The organism is Pseudomonas oligotrophica (genome assembly GCF_021726475.1).
Taxonomy (GTDB): Bacteria; Pseudomonadota; Gammaproteobacteria; order Pseudomonadales; family Pseudomonadaceae; genus Stutzerimonas; species Stutzerimonas oligotrophica.
On sequence record NZ_JAKJRU010000003.1, the window covers coordinates 215,881 to 236,865 of the forward strand.

General features: G+C 66.9%; 25 protein-coding genes. 19 read left to right on the forward strand and 6 right to left on the reverse strand.

Translation table 11 applies throughout. The features are described 5' to 3' along the window. Positions 1-30 precede the first annotated feature (30 nt). From iscR to L3N39_RS08085, 19 genes are all read left to right on the forward strand, one after another. Positions 31-522, forward strand: a complete 492-nt coding sequence (gene iscR / locus L3N39_RS07995; protein ID WP_237257072.1) for a Fe-S cluster assembly transcriptional regulator IscR — start codon at positions 31-33, stop codon at positions 520-522. 29 nt (positions 523-551) lie between these two features. Further along, entirely contained in the window at positions 552-1,766 is a 1,215-nt protein-coding gene (locus L3N39_RS08000) for an IscS subfamily cysteine desulfurase (RefSeq protein WP_237256799.1), read from the forward strand. A 39-nt stretch (positions 1,767-1,805) separates the two neighbouring features. Next, a complete protein-coding gene (gene iscU / locus L3N39_RS08005; protein ID WP_011914136.1) occupies positions 1,806-2,192 on the forward strand; it encodes a Fe-S cluster assembly scaffold IscU in 387 nt (128 codons plus the stop codon). A 10-nt stretch (positions 2,193-2,202) separates the two neighbouring features. Next, entirely contained in the window at positions 2,203-2,526 is a 324-nt protein-coding gene (gene iscA, locus L3N39_RS08010) for an iron-sulfur cluster assembly protein IscA (RefSeq protein WP_237256800.1), read from the forward strand. Positions 2,527-2,534: 8 nt separating this feature from the next. Further along, positions 2,535-3,056, forward strand: coding sequence for a co-chaperone HscB (hscB, locus tag L3N39_RS08015; RefSeq protein WP_237256801.1), 522 nt, complete (start codon positions 2,535-2,537; stop codon positions 3,054-3,056). Between the two features lie 39 nt (positions 3,057-3,095). Beyond that, positions 3,096-4,958, forward strand: a complete 1,863-nt coding sequence (hscA, locus tag L3N39_RS08020; protein ID WP_237256802.1) for a Fe-S protein assembly chaperone HscA — start codon at positions 3,096-3,098, stop codon at positions 4,956-4,958. Positions 4,959-4,960: 2 nt separating this feature from the next. After that, on the forward strand, positions 4,961-5,299 hold the full coding sequence (gene fdx / locus L3N39_RS08025) for an ISC system 2Fe-2S type ferredoxin (RefSeq protein WP_237256803.1): 339 nt from the start codon (positions 4,961-4,963) through the stop codon (positions 5,297-5,299). A 15-nt stretch (positions 5,300-5,314) separates the two neighbouring features. Next, positions 5,315-5,515: a Fe-S cluster assembly protein IscX gene (iscX, locus tag L3N39_RS08030; protein WP_237256804.1), complete on the forward strand. Its 201-nt coding sequence runs from the start codon at positions 5,315-5,317 to the stop codon at positions 5,513-5,515. A gap of 108 nt (positions 5,516-5,623) precedes the next feature. Beyond that, on the forward strand, positions 5,624-6,055 hold the full coding sequence (ndk, locus tag L3N39_RS08035) for a nucleoside-diphosphate kinase (protein WP_041107174.1): 432 nt from the start codon (positions 5,624-5,626) through the stop codon (positions 6,053-6,055). A gap of 20 nt (positions 6,056-6,075) precedes the next feature. Continuing rightward, entirely contained in the window at positions 6,076-7,224 is a 1,149-nt protein-coding gene (gene rlmN, locus L3N39_RS08040) for a dual-specificity RNA methyltransferase RlmN (protein WP_237256805.1), read from the forward strand. A gap of 10 nt (positions 7,225-7,234) precedes the next feature. Then, complete coding sequence (gene pilW, locus L3N39_RS08045) at positions 7,235-7,993, forward strand: type IV pilus biogenesis/stability protein PilW (RefSeq protein WP_237256806.1); 759 nt, start codon at positions 7,235-7,237, stop codon at positions 7,991-7,993. After that, entirely contained in the window at positions 7,990-9,027 is a 1,038-nt protein-coding gene (locus L3N39_RS08050) for a RodZ domain-containing protein (RefSeq protein WP_237256807.1), read from the forward strand. Before pilW ends, L3N39_RS08050 begins: the two co-directional genes overlap by 4 nt. Positions 9,028-9,029: 2 nt before the next feature. Continuing rightward, a complete protein-coding gene (ispG, locus tag L3N39_RS08055; protein ID WP_237256808.1) occupies positions 9,030-10,142 on the forward strand; it encodes a flavodoxin-dependent (E)-4-hydroxy-3-methylbut-2-enyl-diphosphate synthase in 1,113 nt (370 codons plus the stop codon). Between the two features lie 16 nt (positions 10,143-10,158). Continuing rightward, complete coding sequence (gene hisS / locus L3N39_RS08060) at positions 10,159-11,448, forward strand: histidine--tRNA ligase (RefSeq protein WP_237256809.1); 1,290 nt, start codon at positions 10,159-10,161, stop codon at positions 11,446-11,448. 26 nt (positions 11,449-11,474) lie between these two features. After that, positions 11,475-12,113: a YfgM family protein gene (locus tag L3N39_RS08065; RefSeq protein ID WP_237256810.1), complete on the forward strand. Its 639-nt coding sequence runs from the start codon at positions 11,475-11,477 to the stop codon at positions 12,111-12,113. After that, the gene (gene bamB / locus L3N39_RS08070) at positions 12,113-13,261 is read left to right on the forward strand and encodes an outer membrane protein assembly factor BamB (protein ID WP_237256811.1); all 1,149 of its coding nucleotides are present in this window, start codon (positions 12,113-12,115) and stop codon (positions 13,259-13,261) included. The genes L3N39_RS08065 and bamB overlap by 1 nt, the downstream gene beginning before the upstream one ends. A gap of 103 nt (positions 13,262-13,364) precedes the next feature. Further along, positions 13,365-14,846 (forward strand): ribosome biogenesis GTPase Der, encoded by a 1,482-nt coding sequence (der, locus tag L3N39_RS08075; RefSeq protein WP_237256812.1) that lies wholly within the window; start codon positions 13,365-13,367, stop codon positions 14,844-14,846. 60 nt (positions 14,847-14,906) lie between these two features. Further along, a complete protein-coding gene (locus L3N39_RS08080) occupies positions 14,907-16,055 on the forward strand; it encodes a pyridoxal phosphate-dependent aminotransferase (RefSeq protein WP_237256813.1) in 1,149 nt (382 codons plus the stop codon). After that, positions 16,043-16,837, forward strand: a complete 795-nt coding sequence (locus tag L3N39_RS08085; RefSeq protein ID WP_237256814.1) for an amidohydrolase — start codon at positions 16,043-16,045, stop codon at positions 16,835-16,837. Before L3N39_RS08080 ends, L3N39_RS08085 begins: the two co-directional genes overlap by 13 nt. Here the strand turns inward: L3N39_RS08085 and L3N39_RS08090 are convergent. The 6 genes from L3N39_RS08090 to L3N39_RS08115 all read right to left on the reverse strand — a co-directional run bounded on the left by L3N39_RS08090 (position 16,828) and on the right by L3N39_RS08115 (position 20,891). Beyond that, on the reverse strand, positions 16,828-17,013 hold the full coding sequence (locus tag L3N39_RS08090; RefSeq protein ID WP_237256815.1) for a hypothetical protein: 186 nt from the start codon (positions 17,011-17,013) through the stop codon (positions 16,828-16,830). The two genes, L3N39_RS08085 and L3N39_RS08090, sit on opposite strands and share 10 nt — an antisense overlap. After that, the gene (locus L3N39_RS08095; protein WP_237256816.1) at positions 17,010-17,396 is read right to left on the reverse strand and encodes a DUF2784 domain-containing protein; all 387 of its coding nucleotides are present in this window, start codon (positions 17,394-17,396) and stop codon (positions 17,010-17,012) included. Before L3N39_RS08095 ends, L3N39_RS08090 begins: the two co-directional genes overlap by 4 nt. A gap of 1 nt (position 17,397) precedes the next feature. Continuing rightward, positions 17,398-18,027, reverse strand: a complete 630-nt coding sequence (locus L3N39_RS08100; RefSeq protein ID WP_237256817.1) for a DUF2238 domain-containing protein — start codon at positions 18,025-18,027, stop codon at positions 17,398-17,400. Positions 18,028-18,093: 66 nt separating this feature from the next. Then, positions 18,094-18,807 (reverse strand): endonuclease, encoded by a 714-nt coding sequence (locus tag L3N39_RS08105; RefSeq protein ID WP_237256818.1) that lies wholly within the window; start codon positions 18,805-18,807, stop codon positions 18,094-18,096. An 82-nt stretch (positions 18,808-18,889) separates the two neighbouring features. Beyond that, the gene (locus L3N39_RS08110; RefSeq protein WP_237256819.1) at positions 18,890-19,753 is read right to left on the reverse strand and encodes a carboxylate/amino acid/amine transporter; all 864 of its coding nucleotides are present in this window, start codon (positions 19,751-19,753) and stop codon (positions 18,890-18,892) included. Between the two features lie 82 nt (positions 19,754-19,835). After that, entirely contained in the window at positions 19,836-20,891 is a 1,056-nt protein-coding gene (locus tag L3N39_RS08115) for an NAD(P)-dependent alcohol dehydrogenase (protein ID WP_237256820.1), read from the reverse strand. Positions 20,892-20,985 lie beyond the last annotated feature (94 nt).

A 20,985-nucleotide genomic window follows, 5' to 3' on the forward strand; every position in this document is an offset into this window, starting at 1 on the left:
GCGCCAAACCGTGATGCCTGGTGCAAGCCGATGCGATTGACCACTAAAGGCCGTTATGCCGTTACCGCCATGCTCGATCTGGCGCTGCATGCGCAGCATGGCCCGGTTTCCCTTGCCGATATTTCCGAGCGGCAGGGTATCTCGCTTTCCTACCTCGAGCAGCTGTTCGCCAAGTTGCGGCGCGGCAGCCTGGTGACCAGCGTTCGCGGGCCGGGTGGCGGCTACCAGCTGTCACGCGACATGGCCGGCATCCAGGTCGCCCAGGTGATCGATGCGGTGAACGAATCCGTCGATGCGACGCGCTGCCAGGGGCTCGGGGGCTGCCATTCCGGTGATACCTGCCTCACCCATCATCTGTGGTGCGACCTCAGCCAGCGGATCCACGAGTTTTTGAGCGGCATCAGCCTTGCCGACCTGGTCAACCGCCAGGATGTACAGCAGGTCGCGCTGCGCCAGGATATGCGCCGTGCCAACGGTGTCAGCGCGCCCCTGGATAAGATCGAAACGTCCGCCGTCGAATGAGCCGGGCGTCGCCTGATAGGAGAGTCTCCATGAAGTTGCCGATTTACCTGGACTATTCCGCCACAACGCCGGTCGACCCCCGCGTCGCCGCCAAGATGATCGAGTGCCTGACCGTCGAGGGTAACTTCGGTAACCCTGCGTCGCGTTCCCACCTGTTCGGCTGGAAGGCCGAGGAGGCCGTGGAAAATGCCCGTCGCCAGGTGGCCGAGCTGGTCAACGCCGACCCGCGCGAGATCGTCTGGACCTCTGGCGCCACCGAGTCCGACAACCTGGCGATCAAGGGTGTCGCGCACTTCTATGCCTCCAAGGGCAAGCACATCATCACCACCAAGATCGAGCACAAGGCCGTTCTGGACACCACGCGCCAGCTGGAGCGCGAAGGTTTCGAGGTGACCTACCTGGAGCCGGGCGAAGACGGCATCATCACGCCGGCAATGGTCGAGGCCGCGCTGCGCGACGACACCATCCTGGTCTCGGTCATGCATGTGAACAACGAGATCGGCACGATCAACGACATCGCGGCCATCGGCGAGCTGACCCGTTCGCGTGGCGTACTGTTCCATGTCGATGCGGCGCAGTCGACCGGCAAGGTGGCGATCGACCTGGACAAGCTGAAGGTCGACCTGATGTCCTTCTCCGCCCACAAGACCTACGGTCCCAAGGGCGTCGGCGCGCTTTATGTCCGTCGCAAGCCGCGCGTGCGCCTCGAGGCGCAGATGCACGGTGGTGGTCACGAGCGCGGCATGCGCTCGGGCACCCTGGCGACTCACCAGCTGGTCGGCATGGGCGAAGCGTTCCGGATCGCGAAAGAGGAAATGGCCCAGGAAAACGAGCGCCTCCGTGCCCTGCGCGATCGCTTCCTCAAGCAGGTCGAGGGGCTCGAGGAGCTCTACATCAACGGCAGCATGACGGCGCGCGTGCCGCACAACCTCAACCTGAGCTTCAACTACGTCGAAGGCGAGTCGCTGATCATGGCGCTGAAGGACCTGGCCGTGTCGTCTGGCTCGGCCTGCACCTCGGCTTCGCTGGAGCCCTCCTACGTGCTGCGTGCGCTGGGGCGCAACGACGAGCTCGCGCACAGCTCGATCCGCTTCTCCTTCGGCCGCTTCACCACCGAGGAAGAGGTCGACTACGCGGCTGCGAAGGTCTGCGAGGCGGTGAACAAGCTGCGCGAACTTTCGCCGCTGTGGGACATGTACAAAGACGGCGTCGACATTTCCAAGGTGCAGTGGCAGGCCCACTGATGCCCGAACGCGAACGCCCGAGACTTAGAGGATTGCACCATGGCTTACAGTGACAAGGTCATCGACCACTACGAAAACCCTCGCAACGTCGGCAAGTTCGATGCAGAGGATCCGAATATCGGCACCGGCATGGTCGGCGCGCCGGCCTGCGGCGACGTGATGCGCCTGCAGATCAAGGTCAACGAGCAGGGTGTCATCGAGGACGCCAAGTTCAAGACCTACGGCTGCGGTTCGGCGATCGCTTCCAGCTCCCTGGCCACCGAGTGGATGAAGGGCAAGACCCTGGAAGAGGCGGAGACCATCAAGAACACCCAGCTGGCTGAAGAGCTGGCACTGCCGCCGGTGAAGATCCACTGCTCGGTATTGGCCGAGGACGCGATCAAGGCGGCGGTGCGCGACTATCGCGAGAAGAAAGGTCTGCTCTGAGGAGGTCCCGATGGCGATCACCATGACCCCCGCCGCTGCCAACCATGTCCGTCGTTCGCTGGAAGGGCGGGGCAAGGGTGAGGGCATCCGGCTCGGCGTGCGCACCACAGGTTGCTCGGGGCTTGCCTACGTGCTCGAGTTCGTCGACGAGGCGGCCGCCGAGGACCAGGTCTTCGAGAGCTACGGCGTAAAGGTCATCATCGACCCGAAGAGCCTGGTCTACCTTGATGGCACCGAGCTGGACTTCGTGCGTGAGGGGCTGAACGAAGGCTTCAAGTTCAACAACCCCAACGTGCGTGGCGAGTGCGGCTGCGGCGAAAGCTTCAACATTTGAGGAGTCCTGTGGGCAGTCCCTGTCACTTCGCATTGTTCGACTTGAGCCCGGCGTTCGATCTGGATCTTGAGCAGCTGGCTGCGCGCTACCGCGAGCTGGCCAGGCAGGTCCATCCGGATCGCTTCGCCGATGCCTCCGAGCAGGAGCAGCGCCAGGCCCTCGAGCGCTCGGCCAACCTCAACGAGGCCTTCCAGACCCTGAAGAGCCCGACCCGGCGCGCACGCTACCTGCTGACCCTGCAGGGGCATGAAGTGCCGCTGGAGGCCACGGTGCAGGATCCGGAGTTTCTCCTGCAGCAGATGCACTGGCGCGAGGAACTCGAAGACCTGCAGGACAGTGCCTACCTCGACGGCGTGGGCGCCTTCAAGGTGCGGCTGCGCGACGCCCAGGCCTCGCTGAACCAGCAGTTTGCGGCGGTCTGGCAGGAACAGGCGCAGCGCGAGACTGCCGAGCGGCTTGTGCGCCGGATGCAGTTTCTCGACAAGCTTTCCCAGGAAGTGCGCGAACTGGAAGAGCGCCTCGACGATTAACCCGCGCGGCGCCCGCGCCGTGCCCGATACCAGACTGATATGGCCCTACTTCAGATTGCTGAGCCCGGACAGAGTCCGCAGCCGCACCAGCGTCGACTGGCTGTTGGCATCGACCTGGGAACCACCAACTCGCTGGTCGCCACGCTGCGCAGCGGTGTAACGGCGCCGCTGCCGGACGAGCAGGGGCAGGTGATCCTGCCCTCGGTGGTGCGTTACCACGCCGACCGGGTGGAGGTGGGTCATGGCGCCCGGCAGGCGGCCGCGAGCGATCCGCTGAACACCATCATCTCGGTGAAGCGCCTGATGGGGCGCGGCCTGGCCGATGTCCGGCAGATCGGCGGGCAGCTGCCGTACCGCTTTGTCGAGGGTGAATCGCAGATGCCCTTCATCGAGACGGTGCAGGGCGCCAAGAGCCCGGTGGAGGTCTCCGCGGAGATCCTTCGCAGCCTGCGCCAGCGCGCCGAGCAGACCCTGGGCGGCGAGCTGGTCGGCGCGGTCATCACCGTGCCGGCGTACTTCGACGATGCGCAGCGCCAGGCAACCAAGGATGCCGCGCGCCTGGCCGGCCTGAATGTGCTGCGCCTGCTCAACGAGCCGACCGCAGCGGCAGTCGCCTATGGTCTCGATCGCCAGGCGGAAGGCGTGGTGGCGATCTACGACCTGGGTGGCGGTACCTTCGACATCTCCATCCTGCGCCTGACTCGCGGCGTGTTCGAGGTGCTGGCCACCGGTGGTGACACGGCCCTTGGCGGCGACGATTTCGACCATGCGGTGGCCGGCTGGATCCTGGCCCGCTCGGGCGCGTCGGCCGATCTTTCGCCCGGCGACCAGCGTGCACTGCTGAAGATCGCCTGCGACGCCAAGGAGCAGCTCAGCGAGGTCACCGCGGTGGAGCTGCAGTATGGCGGCTGGCAGGGCGTGCTGACCCGCAATGAATTCGATGCGCTGATCAAGCCGCTGGTGGCGCGCAGCCTCAAGGCCTGCCGTCGTGCGGTGCGCGACTCCGGCATCGAGCCTGCCGAGGTGACTGCGGTGGTGATGGTCGGTGGTTCGACGCGCGTGCCCTATGTGCGCAGTACGGTGGGCGAGCTGTTCGGCCTGCCGCCGCTGACCGACATCGATCCGGACCAGGTGGTGGCGATCGGTGCGGCGATCCAGGCCGAGACACTGGCCGGCAACAATCGCGACGGTGACCAGCTGCTGCTGCTCGATGTGATCCCGCTGTCGCTCGGGCTGGAAACCATGGGCGGCCTGATGGAGAAGATCATTCCGCGCAACACCACCATCCCCGTGGCACGTGCGCAGGATTTCACCACCTACAAGGATGGCCAGACGGCGATGATGATCCACGTGCTCCAGGGCGAGCGCGAGCTGATCGCCGACTGCCGTTCGCTGGCGCGCTTCGAGCTGCGCGGCATTCCGCCGATGGTGGCGGGCGCCGCGAAGATCCGCGTGACCTTCCAGGTCGATGCCGATGGCCTGCTCAGCGTCTCGGCGCGCGAGCTGTCCGCCGGCGTCGAGGCCAGCGTGCAGGTCAAGCCGTCCTACGGGCTGACCGATGGCGAGATCGCCCGCATGCTCGAGGATTCCTTCCGCAGTGCCGGCAGCGACAAGCAGGCACGCGCCTTGCGCGAGCAGCAGGTCGATGCCCGCCGCCTGCTCGAGGCGGTCGATGCGGCCCTGCTCGCCGATGGCGAGCGCCTGCTCAGCGCCGAGGAGCGCGAGGCCATCGATGCGCAGATGGAAGCGCTGCGTGCTCTGCTCGACAGCCAGGACATCGCTGCGCTCGAGCAGCAGGCCCGGCGCCTGACACAGATTACCGACGCCTTCGCTGCGCGTCGGCTGGATTCGACCGTCAAGGCCGCGCTGGCCGGCCGGCGGCTCAACGATATCGAGGACTAGAGATGCCCCAGATCATTTTCCTGCCCAACGCCGAGCATTGCCCCGAGGGCGCGGTGGTCGAGGCGAATCCGGGCGAGACGGTGCTCGATGCCGCGCTGCGCAATGGCATAGAGATCGAGCATGCCTGCGAGAAGTCCTGTGCCTGCACCACCTGCCACGTGGTGGTGCGCGAGGGCTTCGAGTCGCTCGAGCCGTCCGACGAGCTGGAGGACGACATGCTCGACAAGGCCTGGGGGCTGGAGCCGAATTCGCGGCTGTCCTGTCAGGCGGTGGTTGCCGATCGCAACCTGGTGGTGGAAATTCCCAAGTACACCATCAACCAGGTTTCCGAAGGTCATTGATGCGAGGCGCAGCAGATGAGTCTTAAGTGGGGCGACGTACAGGACATCGCCATCGAACTCGCCGAAACGCACCAGGACGTGGACCCGCGCTACGTGAACTTCGTCGACCTGCACCGCTGGGTGCTGGCGCTGCCGGATTTCGCCGACGATCCGCAGCGCGGCGGCGAGAAGGTCCTCGAGGCGATCCAGGCCGCCTGGATCGAAGAGGCCGAGTAGTATCCCGGCGCTGGCGCCCGCCGGCGCGCGCCCTTATGTTTTGACCGGAACCCGCGTATGATTCGCGGGTTTATTCATTTGCATCCACCCACAGTCTGGAGTCCCTACATGGCCCTGCAACGCACCTTCTCCATCATCAAGCCGGACGCCGTCGCCAAGAACGTCATCGGTGAAATCACCACCCGTTTCGAGAAGGCCGGCCTGCGCGTCGTCGCGTCGAAGATGGTCCAGCTGTCCGAGCGCGAAGCAGCCGGTTTCTACGCCGAGCACAAGGAGCGCGGCTTCTTCAAGGACCTGGTTGCCTTCATGACCTCCGGCCCGGTCATCGTCCAGGTGCTCGAAGGCGAGAACGCCGTCGCCAAGAACCGCGAGCTGATGGGTGCCACCAACCCGAAGGAAGCCGCTGCAGGCACCATCCGCGCTGACTTCGCCGTGTCCATCGACGAGAACGCCGTGCACGGTTCCGATTCCGAGGCCTCCGCTGCCCGCGAGATCGCCTACTTCTTCTCCGCCACCGAGCTGTGCGATCGCATCCGCTGAGTCTGGCGAAGGTGAGTCCGATGAATACCGAAACCGGCAAGACCAATCTGCTGGGCCTGACCCAGCCGCAACTGGAACAGTTCTTCGAGTCGATTGGCGAGAAGCGCTTCCGGGCCGGTCAGGTCATGAAGTGGATTCACCACTTTGGCGTCGATGATTTCGACGCCATGAGCAACCTCGGCAAGGCCTTGCGCGAAAAGCTCAAGGCCTGTGCCGAGATTCGCGGCCCCGAGATCGTCAGTCAGGACATCTCCAGCGATGGCACCCGCAAGTGGGTGGTCCGTGTGGCTTCGGGCAGCTGCGTGGAAACCGTATACATTCCGCAGAACGGTCGCGGCACCCTTTGTGTGTCGTCACAGGCCGGCTGCGCACTCGATTGCAGCTTCTGTTCGACCGGCAAGCAGGGCTTCAACAGCAACCTCACCGCCGCCGAGGTGATCGGCCAAGTGTGGATTGCCAACAAGTCGTTCGGCACCGTGCCGGCGAAGATCGACCGTGCGATCACCAACGTGGTGATGATGGGCATGGGCGAGCCGCTGCTGAACTTCGACAATGTCGTCGCGGCGATGCAGATCATGATGGACGACCTGGGCTACGGCATCTCCAAGCGCAAGGTCACGCTGTCGACATCCGGCGTGGTGCCGATGATCGACGAGCTGGCCAAGGTGATCGATGTCTCCCTGGCGCTGTCGCTGCATGCGCCCAACGACGAACTGCGCGACCAACTGGTGCCGATCAACCGCAAGTATCCGCTGGAGATGCTGCTCGCAGCCTGCAAGCGCTACATCTCGCGGCTTGGCGAAAAGCGCGTGCTGACCGTCGAGTACACCCTGCTCAAGGGCGTCAACGACCAGCCCGAGCATGCCGAGCAGGTGATCGCCCTGCTGGCCGATATTCCCTGCAAGATCAACCTGATCCCGTTCAATCCGTTCCCGCATTCGGGGTATGAGCGGCCGAGCAACAATGCGATCCGCCGCTTCCAGGACATCCTCCACAAGGGCGGACACAACGTGACCGTGCGGACCACGCGTGGCGAGGACATCGACGCCGCCTGCGGACAGCTGGTCGGTCAGGTGCTCGATCGGACACGCCGCAGCGAGCGCTATATCGCCGTGCGTGAATTGCATGACGAGCCGGCCGCCGCGCGCTCTGTTTCGAATCGATCCTGAGGGGATGCCGATGGCTCTGCGCATTGCGCTGATCATGCTGTTCGCCGGCTTCATGGCCGGTTGCGTATCGACCGGCCATGTCGATCCGCTGAAGACCGACGAAGGGCGCGACCAGGCGCGCGACGCCTACATCCAGCTGGGCCTGGGGTATGTGCGCCAGGGCGCCGCCTCGCGCGCCAAGACGCCGCTGCGCAAGGCCCTGGAGATCGACCCGCGCAGCGCTGACGCGCATGCGGCGCTGGCCCTGGTGTTCCAGACCGAGATGGAAAACGAGCTGGCCGACAAGCATTACCGCGAGGCGCTGTCCGATCGCCGCGACGCCCGCATCCTCAACAACTACGGCAGTTTCCTCTTCGAACAGGGGCGCTATCAGGACGCCATGGAGCGCTTTCGCCAGGCCTCCGAGGACAACATGTACAGCGAGCGTGCACGCGTGTTCCAGAACATGGGCATGACCGCGCTCAAGCTGGGACAGCGCGAGCAGGCCGAAACCTACTTCAATCGCGCGCTACGCCTGGACGGCCGCCAGCCCGGCGCGCTGCTCGAACTGGCGGAACTGGCCTACGAGTCCGGCCAGTACGTGCCCGCCAAGCGTTACTACGACAGCTTCAGTGCGCTGTCCGAACAGAACGCCCGCAGCCTGCTGCTGGGGATTCGCCTGGCCGGCATCCACGGTAATCGCGACAGCGCAGCCAGCCTCGCCCTGCAGCTCAAGCGGCTGTACCCGGGCAGTCCCGAATACAAGCAATTCCTTTCGGAGCAACGATGAGCGCGCCGAACCAAGAACCTGCCAGCCTCGCCGGCGCCAACCCCGGCGGCTCGCTGCGCGCGGCCCGCGAGCAGAAGGGCTGGTCGCTGCAGCTGGTCGCCCAGCAGCTCAATCTGCCTGCTCGCTCGGTCGAACAACTGGAGGCCAACGAGTTTTCCCGCCTGCCGGGGCATACCTTCGCCCGCGGTTACGTGCGTGCCTACGCGAAACTGCTCGGCGAGGACCCCAACCGGCTGATCAATGAGTTCGACCGCTACACCGGGACCGACGCTACCGGCAGCAGTGCGGTGCAGAGCCTCGGGCGCATCGATGAGCCGGGCCGGCTGTCGCGCCTGGTCATGCGCGTGTTTGGCTTCATCCTGCTGCTGATTCTGCTGGCGGCAAGCCTGTACTGGTGGCAGGAGCGTTCCAGCCGCGACAGCGCGCCGACACCGGTCAGCGCGCTGGAGCGCATCGAGGTGGAAAGCGCCGACGGCACCACGCAGATTCACGTACTGGAAGACCAGCCCGAGGAAGCGGATATCACCACGTTGCCGCTCGTGGACGACGCGTCCGGCGAGGCCGGCGAGCAGTCCGAAGACGCCGCGCAGCCGGAGCTGGAGGCTAGCGACGAGCCCGCCGCGAATGCCGCCCAGGCGTCCGGCGAGGAGGCGGCACCGGCCGCCTCGGAGCCGCTGCCCGAGACCGAATCGGAGCAGCCCAGTGCCATGCCGCCGGCCAGCGTGCCGCCTGCCGAAGCGGAGGTGGCGCCGGTCTCGCCAGCCGAACCCGAGGCACCGCAGCTACAGGCGGGCGAAGGCCGCCTCGAGCTGCGCTTCGTCGCCGACTGCTGGGTCCGGGTCACCGACGCCGATGGTCGCGAGTTGCTGAGCACGCTGGCCAAGGCCGGCAGCGAACGCACCCTGACCGGCCGTACCCCGCTGAACGTGCACCTGGGCTTCGCCCGGGGCGCCGTGCTGACCTACAACGGCAATCCCGTCGACGTCACCCCGTACCTTCGCGGCCAGACCGCCCGCCTGACGCTCGGACAGTAACCATGCATAGTGAGTCGCCAATCAAACGCCGCCAGTCTCGCAAGATCTGGGTCGGCAACGTAGCGGTCGGAGGCGACGCCCCGATCTCCGTACAGAGCATGACCAACACGGAGACCTGCGACGTCGACGCCACGGTCGCGCAGATCCGTCGCCTGGAAGACGCCGGCGCCGACATCGTTCGCGTATCGGTGCCGTCGATGGACGCTGCCGAGGCCTTCGGCCGGATCAAGCAGCAGGTGCAGGTGCCGCTGGTCGCCGACATCCACTTCGACTACCAGATCGCCCTGCGGGTGGCCGAGCTCGGGGTCGACTGCCTGCGCATCAACCCGGGCAACATCGGCCGCGAGGAGCGCGTGCGCGCGGTGGTCGAGGCGGCGCGCGACAAGGGCATCCCGATCCGCATCGGGGTCAATGCCGGCTCGCTGGAAAAGGACCTGCAGAAGAAGTACGGCGAGCCGACGCCGGCGGCGCTCGTCGAGTCGGCGCTGCGCCACGTCGAGCACCTCGACCGCCTGGACTTCCAGGACTTCAAGGTCAGCGTCAAGGCGTCCGACGTGTTCATGGCGGTGGAGGCCTACCGACTGCTGGCCAGGCAGATCGAGCAGCCGCTGCACCTGGGGATCACCGAGGCCGGTGGCCTGCGCTCGGGGACGGTGAAGTCCGCCGTGGGCCTGGGCATGCTGCTCGCCGAAGGCATCGGCGACACCATCCGCATCTCGCTGGCGGCCGACCCGGTCGAGGAGATCAAGGTCGGCTTCGATATCCTCAAGTCGCTGCACCTGCGCTCGCGCGGCATCAATTTCATCGCCTGCCCGAGCTGCTCGCGGCAGAACTTCGATGTGGTCAAGACCATGAACGAGCTGGAAGGGCGCCTCGACGACCTGCTGGTGCCGCTCGACGTCGCCGTGATCGGCTGCGTGGTCAACGGCCCGGGCGAGGCCAAGGAAGCCCATGTCGGGCTGACCGGTGGCAGCCCGAACAACCTCGTCTACATCGATGGCAAGCCGGCGCAGAAGCTCGGCAACGACAACCTGGTCGACGAACTGGAGCAGCTGATCCGGCGCAAGGCCGCCGAGAAGCTGGAAGCCGACGCGGCGCTGATCACCCGCAGCTGATTTTCAAGGATTACCTTTGAGCAAGACCCTGCAAGCCATTCGTGGCATGAACGACATCCTGCCGGCGCAGACTCCGATCTGGCGCTACCTGGAAGGCACCTTCGCCGAGCTGCTGGCCAGCTACGGCTACAGCGAGATCCGCCTGCCGATCGTCGAGTACACCGAGCTGTTCGCCCGCGGCATCGGCGAGGGCACCGACGTGGTCGACAAGGAGATGTACACCTTCCTCGACCGCAACGAGGAATCGCTGACGCTGCGTCCCGAAGGGACGGCCGGTTGCGTGCGTGCGGTGCTCGAGCACGGCCTGACCGGCGGCGGCCAGGTGCAGAAGCTGTGGTACACCGGGCCGATGTTCCGCTACGAGAAGCCGCAGAAGGGCCGCTACCGGCAGTTCCACCAGATTGGCGTGGAGGTGTTCAACCAGCCAGGGCCGGATGTCGACGCCGAGCTGATCGTGCTCACCGCGCGGCTGTGGAAGCGCCTCGGCATGGCCGAGGCGGTGACCCTGCAGCTCAACAGCCTGGGCTCCAGCGAGGACCGTGCGCGTTACCGCGAGGCGCTGGTGGCCTACCTGCAGCAGCGCTTCGACCAGCTCGACGAAGATAGCCAGCGTCGCCTGACCACCAATCCCCTGCGCATTCTCGACAGCAAGAACGCGCAGACCCAGGCCCTGCTGGCCGATGCGCCGACCCTGGCCGATTACCTCGATGACGAGTCGCGTGCGCATTTCGAAGGCCTCAAGGCCCGCCTGGACGCGGTCGGCATTGCCTACCAGATCAATCCCAAGCTGGTGCGCGGCCTGGACTACTACGGGCGCACCGTCTTCGAGTGGGTCACCGACAAGCTGGGCGCCCAGGGTACGGTCTGTGCCGGCGGCCGCTATGACGGCCTGGTCGGCCAGTTCGGTGGCAAGCCGACCCCGGGCGTCGGTTTCGCCATGGGTGTCGAGCGCCTGGTGCTGCTGCTCGAGACCCTCGGCCTGGTACCCGAGGCGCTCGATCCGGCGCCGCATGCCTATCTCTGCGCCTTCGGCGAGCCGGCCGAGCGCGCGGCCCTGGCACTGGCCGAGCGCCTGCGTGACCAGCTGCCCTGGCTGCGTGTGCTGGTCAATGCCGGTGGCGGCAGCTTCAAGAGCCAGTTCAAGAAGGCCGACAAGAGCGGCGCGCGCTTCGCCCTGATCCTCGGCGACAACGAACTGGCGGCGCGCACGGTGGGCTGCAAGCCGCTGCGCGACGACAGCGAGCAACAGAACATTGCCTGGGACGCTCTGCCCGAGTGCCTGGCTACCTGCCTCGAGCAGGGCTGAATCAAGCGAATGGAAGGAGTGACGGTGTGACGGGTACCGAAGAAGAACAACTCGCGCAGATCAGGGAATGGTGGCAGCGCAACGGCAAGCCGTTGCTGTTCGGCGGTGCGCTGGCCCTGGTGCTGGTGTTCGGCTGGCAGTACTGGCAGAACCGCCAGGTCGCGCAGGCCCAGGCGGCGTCCATGCTCTACCAGCAACTGCTGAGCGCGGCCCTGGAAACCGCCGAGCCGGACGCGGCCGAGGTGGCGCGCCTGGCCGGCCAGTTGAAGAGTGATTTTGGCGGCAGCCACTACGCCCAGTACGCCAGCCTGTTCGTGGCCAAGGTGGCCGTGGATAGCGGTCGCCTGGGTGATGCCGCCAGCGAACTGCGCGGCCTGATCGACAAGGCGGCCGACAAGACCCTCGAAGAGCTGGCACGCCAGCGCCTGGCCCGCGTGCTCGCGGCGCAGGACAAGGTCGAGGATGCGCTGCGCCTGCTCGATGGCGAGGCGACCACCGGTTTCACCGCCAGCCGCGAGGAATTGCGTGGCGACCTGCTGGTCCAGCTGGGCCGCAGCGACGATGCCCATGCGGCCTACAGCAAGGCCAAGCAGGCGGCGGCCGAGGATGGCGCCGTCGGCGGCCTGCAACTGAAGCTCGACGACCTGGCCAAGGGGGACGCGTGATGCGCTTGAAGATTGCCGCGCTGCTGGCGGCTGCCGTGATCGCGGCCGGCTGCAGCAGCAACAGCAGCAAGGAGCCGGAGCCGGCCGAGCTGGTCAAGTTCGATGCCGAGATCCAGCTGGACAAGGCCTGGAGCCGCAGCATCGGCGCCGGGCAGGGCGAGACCTACAACCTGCTGGTGCCGGCGGTGTACGGCGAGCAGATCTACGCCGCCGACGTCAAGGGGCGGGTCGTCTCACTGGATCGCACCACCGGCAAGGTGAACTGGAAGCAGGATCTGGACGTGGCGGTATCCGGTGCCGTGGGCGCCGGTTACGGGCTGGTGCTGGTCGGCACGTTGTCCGGCGAGGTCATCGCCCTGGATGTCTCCAGCGGCGAGCAGCGCTGGCGCAGCCGGGTCAGCAGCGAGGTGCTGGCGGCCCCGGCGATCAACGGTGACATCGTCCTGGTACAGACCCAGGACGACCGCCTGATCGCTCTGGAGATGGATACCGGCGCCCAGCGCTGGAGCTACGAGAGTGCACCGGCGGTGCTGACCCTGCGGGGCACCGGTGCGCCGCTGCTGACCAACCAGCTGGCGATCGCCGGGCTGTCCACCGGCAAGGTGATCGCGCTGGATACCCGCCGCGGCCTGCCGGTCTGGGAGCAGCGCGTGGCGATTCCCCAGGGTCGCTCCGAGCTCGAGCGCGTGGTGGATATCGACGGCGGCCTGCTGCTGTCCGGCGGCACACTCTATGTCGCCACCTACCAGGGCCGTGCGGCCGCGCTCGACGTCGAGAGCGGTCGCGTGCTGTGGCAGCGCGATGCGTCCACCTATTCGGGCGTCGCGCTCGGCTACGGCAGCGTCTACCTGAGCCTGGCCGATGGCACCGTCGAGAGCATCGACGAGCGCTCGACCTCGGCGCTGTGGCGCAACGAGTCCCTGGCGCGTCGCCAGCTCTCGGCGCCGGCGGTGTTCTCCAGCTACGTGGTGGTGGGCGACAAGGAAGGCTATGTTCATCTGCTGAGCCAGGTCGACGGACGCTTCGTCGCGCGCGAGCGGATCGACAGTGCCGGCGTGCGTGCCCGCCCGGTGGTCGAGGGCGACTGGCTGTACGTCTACGGCAACGATGGCAAGCTCGTGGCGATGACCATTCGCCGCGCCGACTGATCGATCGTGCGCAGGCCGCCGGTACGCCGGCGGCCGACAAATTCTCTGGCCGCTGCCCTGCAGCGGCCTTCGTGTTTTCTGAAATATCGCAGTGGAGAGCCGCATGGTTCCCGTAATCGCCCTGGTGGGCCGGCCGAACGTCGGCAAGTCCACCCTGTTCAACCGGCTGACCAAGAGCCGTGACGCCATCGTTGCCGAATACGCCGGCCTGACCCGCGATCGCCAGTATGGCGAGGCCAAGTGGCAGGGCCGTACCTATATCGTGATCGACACCGGCGGCATTTCCGGCGACGAGGAGGGCATCGACGCGAAGATGGCCGAGCAGTCGCTGCAGGCCATCGAGGAGGCCGATGCGGTGCTGTTCATGGTCGACTCGCGTGCCGGGCTGACCGCGGGCGACCAGCTGATCGCCGAGCACCTGCGCAAGCGCAACAAGCGCTGCTTCCTTATCGCCAACAAGGTCGACACGGTCGACCCGGATATCGCCCGCGCCGAATTCAGCCCGCTGGGGCTGGGCGACGCGTTGCCGATCGCCGCTGCGCATGGCCGTGGCATCGGCCAGATGCTCGAGCAGGCACTGGGCGTGTTCCCGCGCGACGACGCCGGCGAAGACGCGCAGGAGGAGCAGGACGGCGAGGCCGGTGAGGCCGAGCCACGTCCGCGCCTGGAGCCCGGCCCGAGCGAGAAGGAAGGCATCAAGATCGCCATCGTCGGTCGCCCCAACGTCGGCAAGTCGACGCTGGTCAACCGCATGCTCGGCGAGGAGCGGGTGATCGTCTACGACCAGGCCGGCACCACCCGCGACAGCATCTACATCCCCTTCGAGCGCGACGAGGAGAAGTACACCCTGATCGACACCGCCGGCGTGCGCCGCCGCGGCAAGATCTTCGAGGCGGTCGAGAAGTTCTCGGTGGTCAAGACGCTGCAGGCGATCCAGGACGCCAACGTGGTGATCTTCGTCATGGACGCCCGCGAAGGCGTGGTCGAGCACGACCTCAACCTGCTCGGCTTCGTGCTGGAGACCGGCCGTGCGCTGGTCATCGCGCTGAACAAGTGGGACGGCATGGAGCAGGGCGAGAAGGACTACGTGAAGACCGAGCTGGAGCGCCGGCTGTTCTTCGTCGACTTCGCCGACATCCATTTCATCTCGGCCAAGCACGGCACCGGCGTCGGCCACCTGTACAAGTCGGTGCAGGCCGCGTTCAGGTCCGCGGTCACTCGCTGGCCGACCAGCCGCCTGACGCAGATCCTCGAGGACGCGGTGCAGGAGCACCAGCCGCCGATGGTCAACGGCCGGCGCATCAAGTTGCGTTACGCGCACCTGGGCGGGGCCAACCCGCCGCTGATCGTGATCCACGGCAACCAGGTGGATGCGGTGCCCAAGTCGTACACGCGCTATCTTGAAAACACCTATCGGCGGGTGCTCAAGCTGGTCGGCACGCCGATCCGCATCGACTACAAGGGCGGCGACAACCCCTACGAGGGCAAGAAGAACACCCTCACCGATCGCCAGGTCAACAAGAAGCGCCGGCTCATGTCGCACCACAAGAAGGCCGAGAAGAAGCGCCGCGACAAGAAGCGCTGAGCCCCGCGCCGGCGCACGCGCAACCCTGCCGGCGGGCGTGGCCCGCCTTCGGACTGACGGATGATTAGCAGCAAGTTGCCGGACGTCGGCACGACCATCTTCACCACCATGTCGCAGCTGGCCGCCGAGACCGGTGCGATCAACCTGTCCCAGGGCTTCCCCGACTTCGACGGGCCGCAGGCGCTGCGCGAAGCGGTGGGCCGGCACGTGATGGCCGGCCACAACCAGTACGCGCCGATGACCGGCCTGCCGCAGCTGCGCGAGGCGATCGCCGCCAAGGTCGAGCGCCTGTATGGCCGCCGTGTCGATGCCGCGGCCGAGGTCACCGTCACGCCGGGTGCGACCCAGGCGATCTTCTGCGCGATCCAGGCGGTGGTCGGCGCCGGTGACGAGGTGATCGTCTTCGATCCCTGCTACGACAGCTACGACCCGGCGGTGCGGCTGGCCGGCGGTCGCTGCGTCCACCTGCCGCTGACGCTGCCGGATTTCGCCATCGACTGGCAGCGCCTGGCCGAGGCCATCGGCCCGCGCACGCGGATGATCGTGCTGAACACGCCGCACAATCCCAGCGGCACGCTGCTCGAGCGCAGCGACCTGGAGCGGCTGGCGGAGCTGATCCGCGAGCGTGACATCTGGCTGCTCAGCGACGAGGTCTACGAGCACCTGGTGTTCGACGGCCGCGAGCACGCCAGTGTGCTGCGCCATGACGAACTCTACGCGCGCGCCTTCGTGGTCAGCTCGTTCGGCAAGACCTACCACGTCACCGGCTGGAAGACCGGCTACGTGGTGGCGCCCGCGGCGCTGACCGCCGAGCTGCGCAAGGTCCACCAGTACGTCAGCTTCACCGGCGTCACCCCGCTGCAGTGGGCGCTGGCCGACTTCATGCTGGCGCATCCCGAGCATCTGGACGAACTGCCGGCCTTCTACCAGGCCAAGCGCGACCTGTTCTGCGACCTGCTGGCCGGCTCGCGCTTGGGCTTCACCCGGGCGGCGGGCACCTACTTCCAGCTCGCCGACTATTCGGCGATCCGCCCGGATCTCGACGACGTCGCCATGGCCGAATGGCTCACCCGCGTGCACGGCGTGGCGGCCATTCCGATCTCGGTGTTCTACCAGCAGCCGCCGGCCGGGCTCAGGCTGGTACGTTTCTGCTTTGCCAAACGGGAGGAGACGCTGCGTGAGGCAGCGCAACGACTATGCGCGATCTGAACGACTTGCCCGATCTCGAACTGGCGCTGATCCAGACCGAACTGGTCTGGCAGGACGCCAGGGCCAACCGCGAACGCTTCGCCACGCTGCTGGAGCAGGCCCGCGGCGCCGACCTCATCGTCCTGCCGGAGATGTTCACCACCGGCTTTTCCATGGACTCGGCGGCGCTGGCCGAGCCGGAGGAGGGGGCGACCTACCAGTGGCTGCGCGAACAGGCCGCGCGGCTGGACGCGGTGGTCACCGGCTCGGTGATCATCGAGGCGGCCGACGGCAGCCATCGCAACCGCCTGCTCTGGGCGCGCCCGGACGGCGAGGTGCTGCACTACGACAAGCGCCACCTGTTCCGCATGGCCGGCGAACACCGGCACTACACGCCGGGCATGCAGCAGGCGCTGTTCGAGGTGAACGGCTGGCGCGTGCGCCCGTTGATCTGCTACGACCTGCGCTTCCCGGTCTGGAGCCGCGACCCGCACGGCACCGATCTGCTGCTCTACACCGCCAACTGGCCGGCGGCGCGGCGCGATGCCTGGAACCGCCTGTTGCCGGCGCGCGCCATCGAGAACCTCTGCTATGTGGCGGCGGTCAATCGTGTCGGCGAGGATGGCAAGGGCTACCCGTACAGCGGTGATACGCAGGTGCTGGACTTCAAGGGTGACCTGCTGCTCGAGGCGCGTGACGGCGATGGCGTGTTCCGCTGCTCGTTGCGCGCCCGCGACCTGGCGGCCTTTCGCGAGCGCTTCCCGGCCTACCACGACAGCGATGCCTTCGAGCTTCAGCTCTGATCGCCCGCCGCTGCGAGGCGGCGAACCAGATAGGCCTGCTTGTGCCCGCGCCGCTCGTAGTCGCGCATCGCCCGCTCGGCGGCGCTGCGTTCGGCGAAGCGGGCCATCTCGACCTCGTTGCCGTTGTCGTCGATGCGGTAGAGCAGCCAGTGCGGCGCCTGCGCGGCGGGTTTCATCGGCCGGCGCGCGACGCTCGGCTGGCCACGCGCCGGCGCCAGACCCAGGCATAGATCAGCAGGTTGGCCAGCAGCACCACGCCGGCCAGCACGTACTGCACCGGCAGGTTGAGCCAGGCCGGGTAGAGCACCGGCAGCAGGTAGTGCTCGATGAAGCCCTCGCTGTAGCCGGCCTCGCCGGACAAGGTGCGCAACTGCTGCTCCCAGCGGGTCAACGGGCAGCCGCGGTCCGCCAGCTCGACATAGAAGGCCCAGGCCGCGGCCGGCAGGTGCAGGATCAGCAGCGGGGGTTTCCAGGCGACCAGCAGGCCGCCGAGCAGGGCGAAGGCGACGAAGGCCAGGTGCAGCACCAGCAGGCTATCGGCGGCCAGACGATAGAGCATGTCAGCGTACCCGCGAGAGATGGCCAGCCACTTCGGCGATCTGCCGGTCGTGCAGGCGCGTCAGGGAGAGCAGCCCGAACGAGGCACCGATCAGCGCCAGGAACATGTCCGACTGGGTATCCCAGGGGTCGCCCTGGGTTCCGAGGAAATCCACCGCGCCGCCGCCGGCGAGCAGCGCCACCCACCACTCGATCAGCTCATAGAAGGCGCTGATCGCCAGTGCCACGCAGACGGCGAGAAAACCCAGCATCGGCCCCGGGCGCAGGTAGCCGTTGCGCAGCAGGATCTCGCGGGCGACCAGCATCGGCACCAGGCCCTGCATGAAATGGCCGAGCTTGTCGTAGGGGTTGCGTGCCAGATCCAGCGCGTCCTGGACCCAGAAGCCCAGCGGCACCCGGGCGTAGGTGTAGGCACCGCCGAGGATCAGCACCAGCGCGTGGAAGGCGATCAACACGTAGAGCAGGCGGGTGAGCGGAAAGCGGCGGTAGCTGGCCCACAGCACGGGGGCGGCGATCAATACCGGCGCGACTTCCAGCAGCCAGGTCGCGCGGTCATAGGGCGCGATGCCGGACAGGCCGAGGGAGAAGGCAACGATCAGCGCCAATGCTGCGAGAAGTCTGCGCTCGGCCATGCCGGTCCTGCCGTGGGGGAAGTGCAGACAGCATGCAATGGCGACCGCTTGCCAGCAAGCATGGCGTCAGCGGATCGCCAGGCGATTGCGCCGCGGACAGCTGCGCAGGTCGACGTCGGCGACGTGGGGGTTGGCGTTGCCCTGCACGCAGGCGATGTGGCGGTTGCGCCAGCGCTCCCATTCGCTGACTGGGTACTGGCGGTTCCAGATGTCGAACAGCCGGCGGTCCTGGCGCGACAGCCGCAGCCCGTAGCGGTCGCTCATGTAGAAATAGGTGCGGGCGATGGTGCCGCGGCTGTGCTCGGCGGGCATCGCGGTGCGTTGCTTGAAGTTCACCACGAAGGGGCAGGCGCCGTACTGGCTGGGCTTTTCCGGCAGCATGCCGAAGCCGAAGTTGCTGCGGTCGCCGTTCACCTCGCCGACCACTGGCACCAGGTTGTGCAGGTCCGCCTCGGCCTGGCTGAACAGCGGGTCGTTGCGCGTGCAGTTCTTGCGGCCGCCATTCTGCCAGCACTGGCGCTGATGGCCGATCACCCAGGCCGGCACGATGTGTTCCCACTCGACCCGGGCCGCCCGTTGCGGCTGCTTGCGCGGCCGGTAGCCACAGCTGTTCAGGTCGATGCGGTTGCCCTTGAAGGCGCAGCCGCAGTAGAAGTCCACCGGGCGCTCGGCATAGATCTGCCAGGCGAGCTTCTTCGCCTCGCGAAAGGTGCGCGGCGCTTCGGCATGTGCGGTACAGGCGAGCAGCAGGGTAAGCAGGAGCAGGGCGATACGCGGCATGCAGTTCTCGACGACAGGCTGAGAAACGCATCCTTGCGTGGGGCCGGCATCTTACCGCTCCATGAGGAAAAGTCTTTGATAATCAGACGGTTGGTAGTTTACGACGGCTAAGTCCGTTGACCTTGAGCGAGGCCACGATCAGCCCGCCGCCGACGACGAGCAGCAAAAGATCGGCGTGGCTGCCCCAGAACACCAGGTTGAGGACCAGCCCGACCGGCACCGACAGGTTGTTCATCACCGCCAGGGTGCCGGCATCGACCTGGGTGGCGCCCTTGTTCCAGCAGAACTGGCCGAGCGCGGTGGCCAGCACGCCCATCCACAGCAGCACGCCCCACTGCAGGTCGGTGCTCGGCAGGCGGTCGGGGTCGCCGAGCGCCAGCCAGGCTGGCAGCACCACGACCAATGCGCCAAGGAAGAAGTAGCCGAAGCGCCGGTGCAGCGGGATGGCGGACGGATAGCGCCGGGCCAGCTGGCGGTAGCCGACCTGGCCGGCGGCGAAGGTGAAGTTGGCCAGCTGCATCAGCAGGAAGCCGCCGAGGAAGTCGCTCGACAGCTGGTCGTAGCGGATCAATCCGGCGCCGATCACGGCGATCGCCGCCGCAAGCAGCGCCCAAGGGTTAAAGCGGCGCTCGAGCGCGTCGTCGATCAGCGTCACGTGCAGCGGCGTCAGCACGGTGAACAGCAGGATTTCGGCGACGCTCAGCAGGTTGAAGCTCAGGTACAGGCAAATGTAGGTGACGCCGAACTGCAGGGCGCCGACCAGTGCGACGCCGGCCATGAAGCGCGGCTCGACCCCGCGCCAGCGGGTCAGCGGCAGGAATACCGCGGCGGCCAGCAGCACGCGGGTGAGCACGGCGAAGTAGCTGTCGACCTGGCCGGCCAGGTGCGCGCCGATGAGGTTGAACGACAGCGCCCAGAGCAGCGTGACGAAAATCAGGTAGCCCATGGGCCCTCCGTTGCGAAGGGCTGCGACCTTAGCCGTTCCGGGCGGTCAGGGAAAGCCGCCCCGGCGCGGGGCGGCGGCAGGCTCAGGCGGGGTCGAGGGTCGCCATGTCGATGACGAAGCGGTACTTCACGTCGCTCCTGAGCATGCGCTCGTAGGCCTCGTTGATGTCCTGCATGCGGATCATCTCGATGTCCGAGACGATGTTGTGCTCGGCGCAGAAGTCGAGCATCTCCTGGGTCTCGAGGATGCCACCGATCAGCGAGCCGGCGATGCGGCGACGCTTGAAGATCAGGCCGAACACGCTGGGCGAGGGATGCGGCGTGGCCGGCGCGCCGACCAGGGTCATGGTGGCATCGCGCTTGAGCAGGTTGACGAAGGCATCGAGGTTGTGCGGTGCGGCCACCGTGTTGAGGATGAAGTCGAAGCTGTTGGCATGCGCGGCCATTTCCCCGGCGTTCTTCGATACCACCACCTCCTTGGCGCCCAGGCGCAGGGCGTCCTCGCGCTTGTCGGGGCTGGTGGTGAACAGCACCACGTGCGCGCCCATCGCCGCGGCGATCTTCACCGCCATGTGGCCGAGGCCGCCGAGGCCGACCACGCCGACCTTCTGCCCCGGGCCGACCTTCCACTGGCGCAGCGGCGAATAGGTGGTGATGCCGGCGCAGAGCAGCGGCGCCACGGCGGCGAGGTTGTCGGTATGGCTGATGCGCAGGACGAACTTCTCGTCGACCACGATGTTGTCGGCATAGCCGCCGTAGGTGTTCTCGCCACCGCCAAAGGCCGGGCCGTTGTAGGTGCCGACGAAGCCCTTCTCGCAATACTGTTCCAGCCCCTCGCTGCAGGAGGCGCAGCTATGGCAGCTGTCGACCATGCAGCCGACGCCAACGGTATCGCCCGGCTGGAACTTGGCCACCGAGCTGCCCACCGAGACCACGCGGCCGACGATCTCGTGCCCGGGGACCGAGGGGTACAGGGTGTTGTTCCACTCGTTGCGCGCAGTGTGCAGGTCCGAGTGGCAGACGCCGCAATAGAGGATCTCGATCTGCACGTCGTTGGCGCCCGGCGTGCGGCGCTGGAAGCGATACGGCGCGAGCGGGCTGGTGGGATTCTGGGCGGCGTAGCCTTTGGCCTCGAGCATGGTGCGTCTCCTGCGTGCGTGGAAAGGGAGGACAGTCTGGACGCGTCCGGGGTTCCTCCACAACGGCCGGCTGGCGCAGGCGCGGACACAAGAA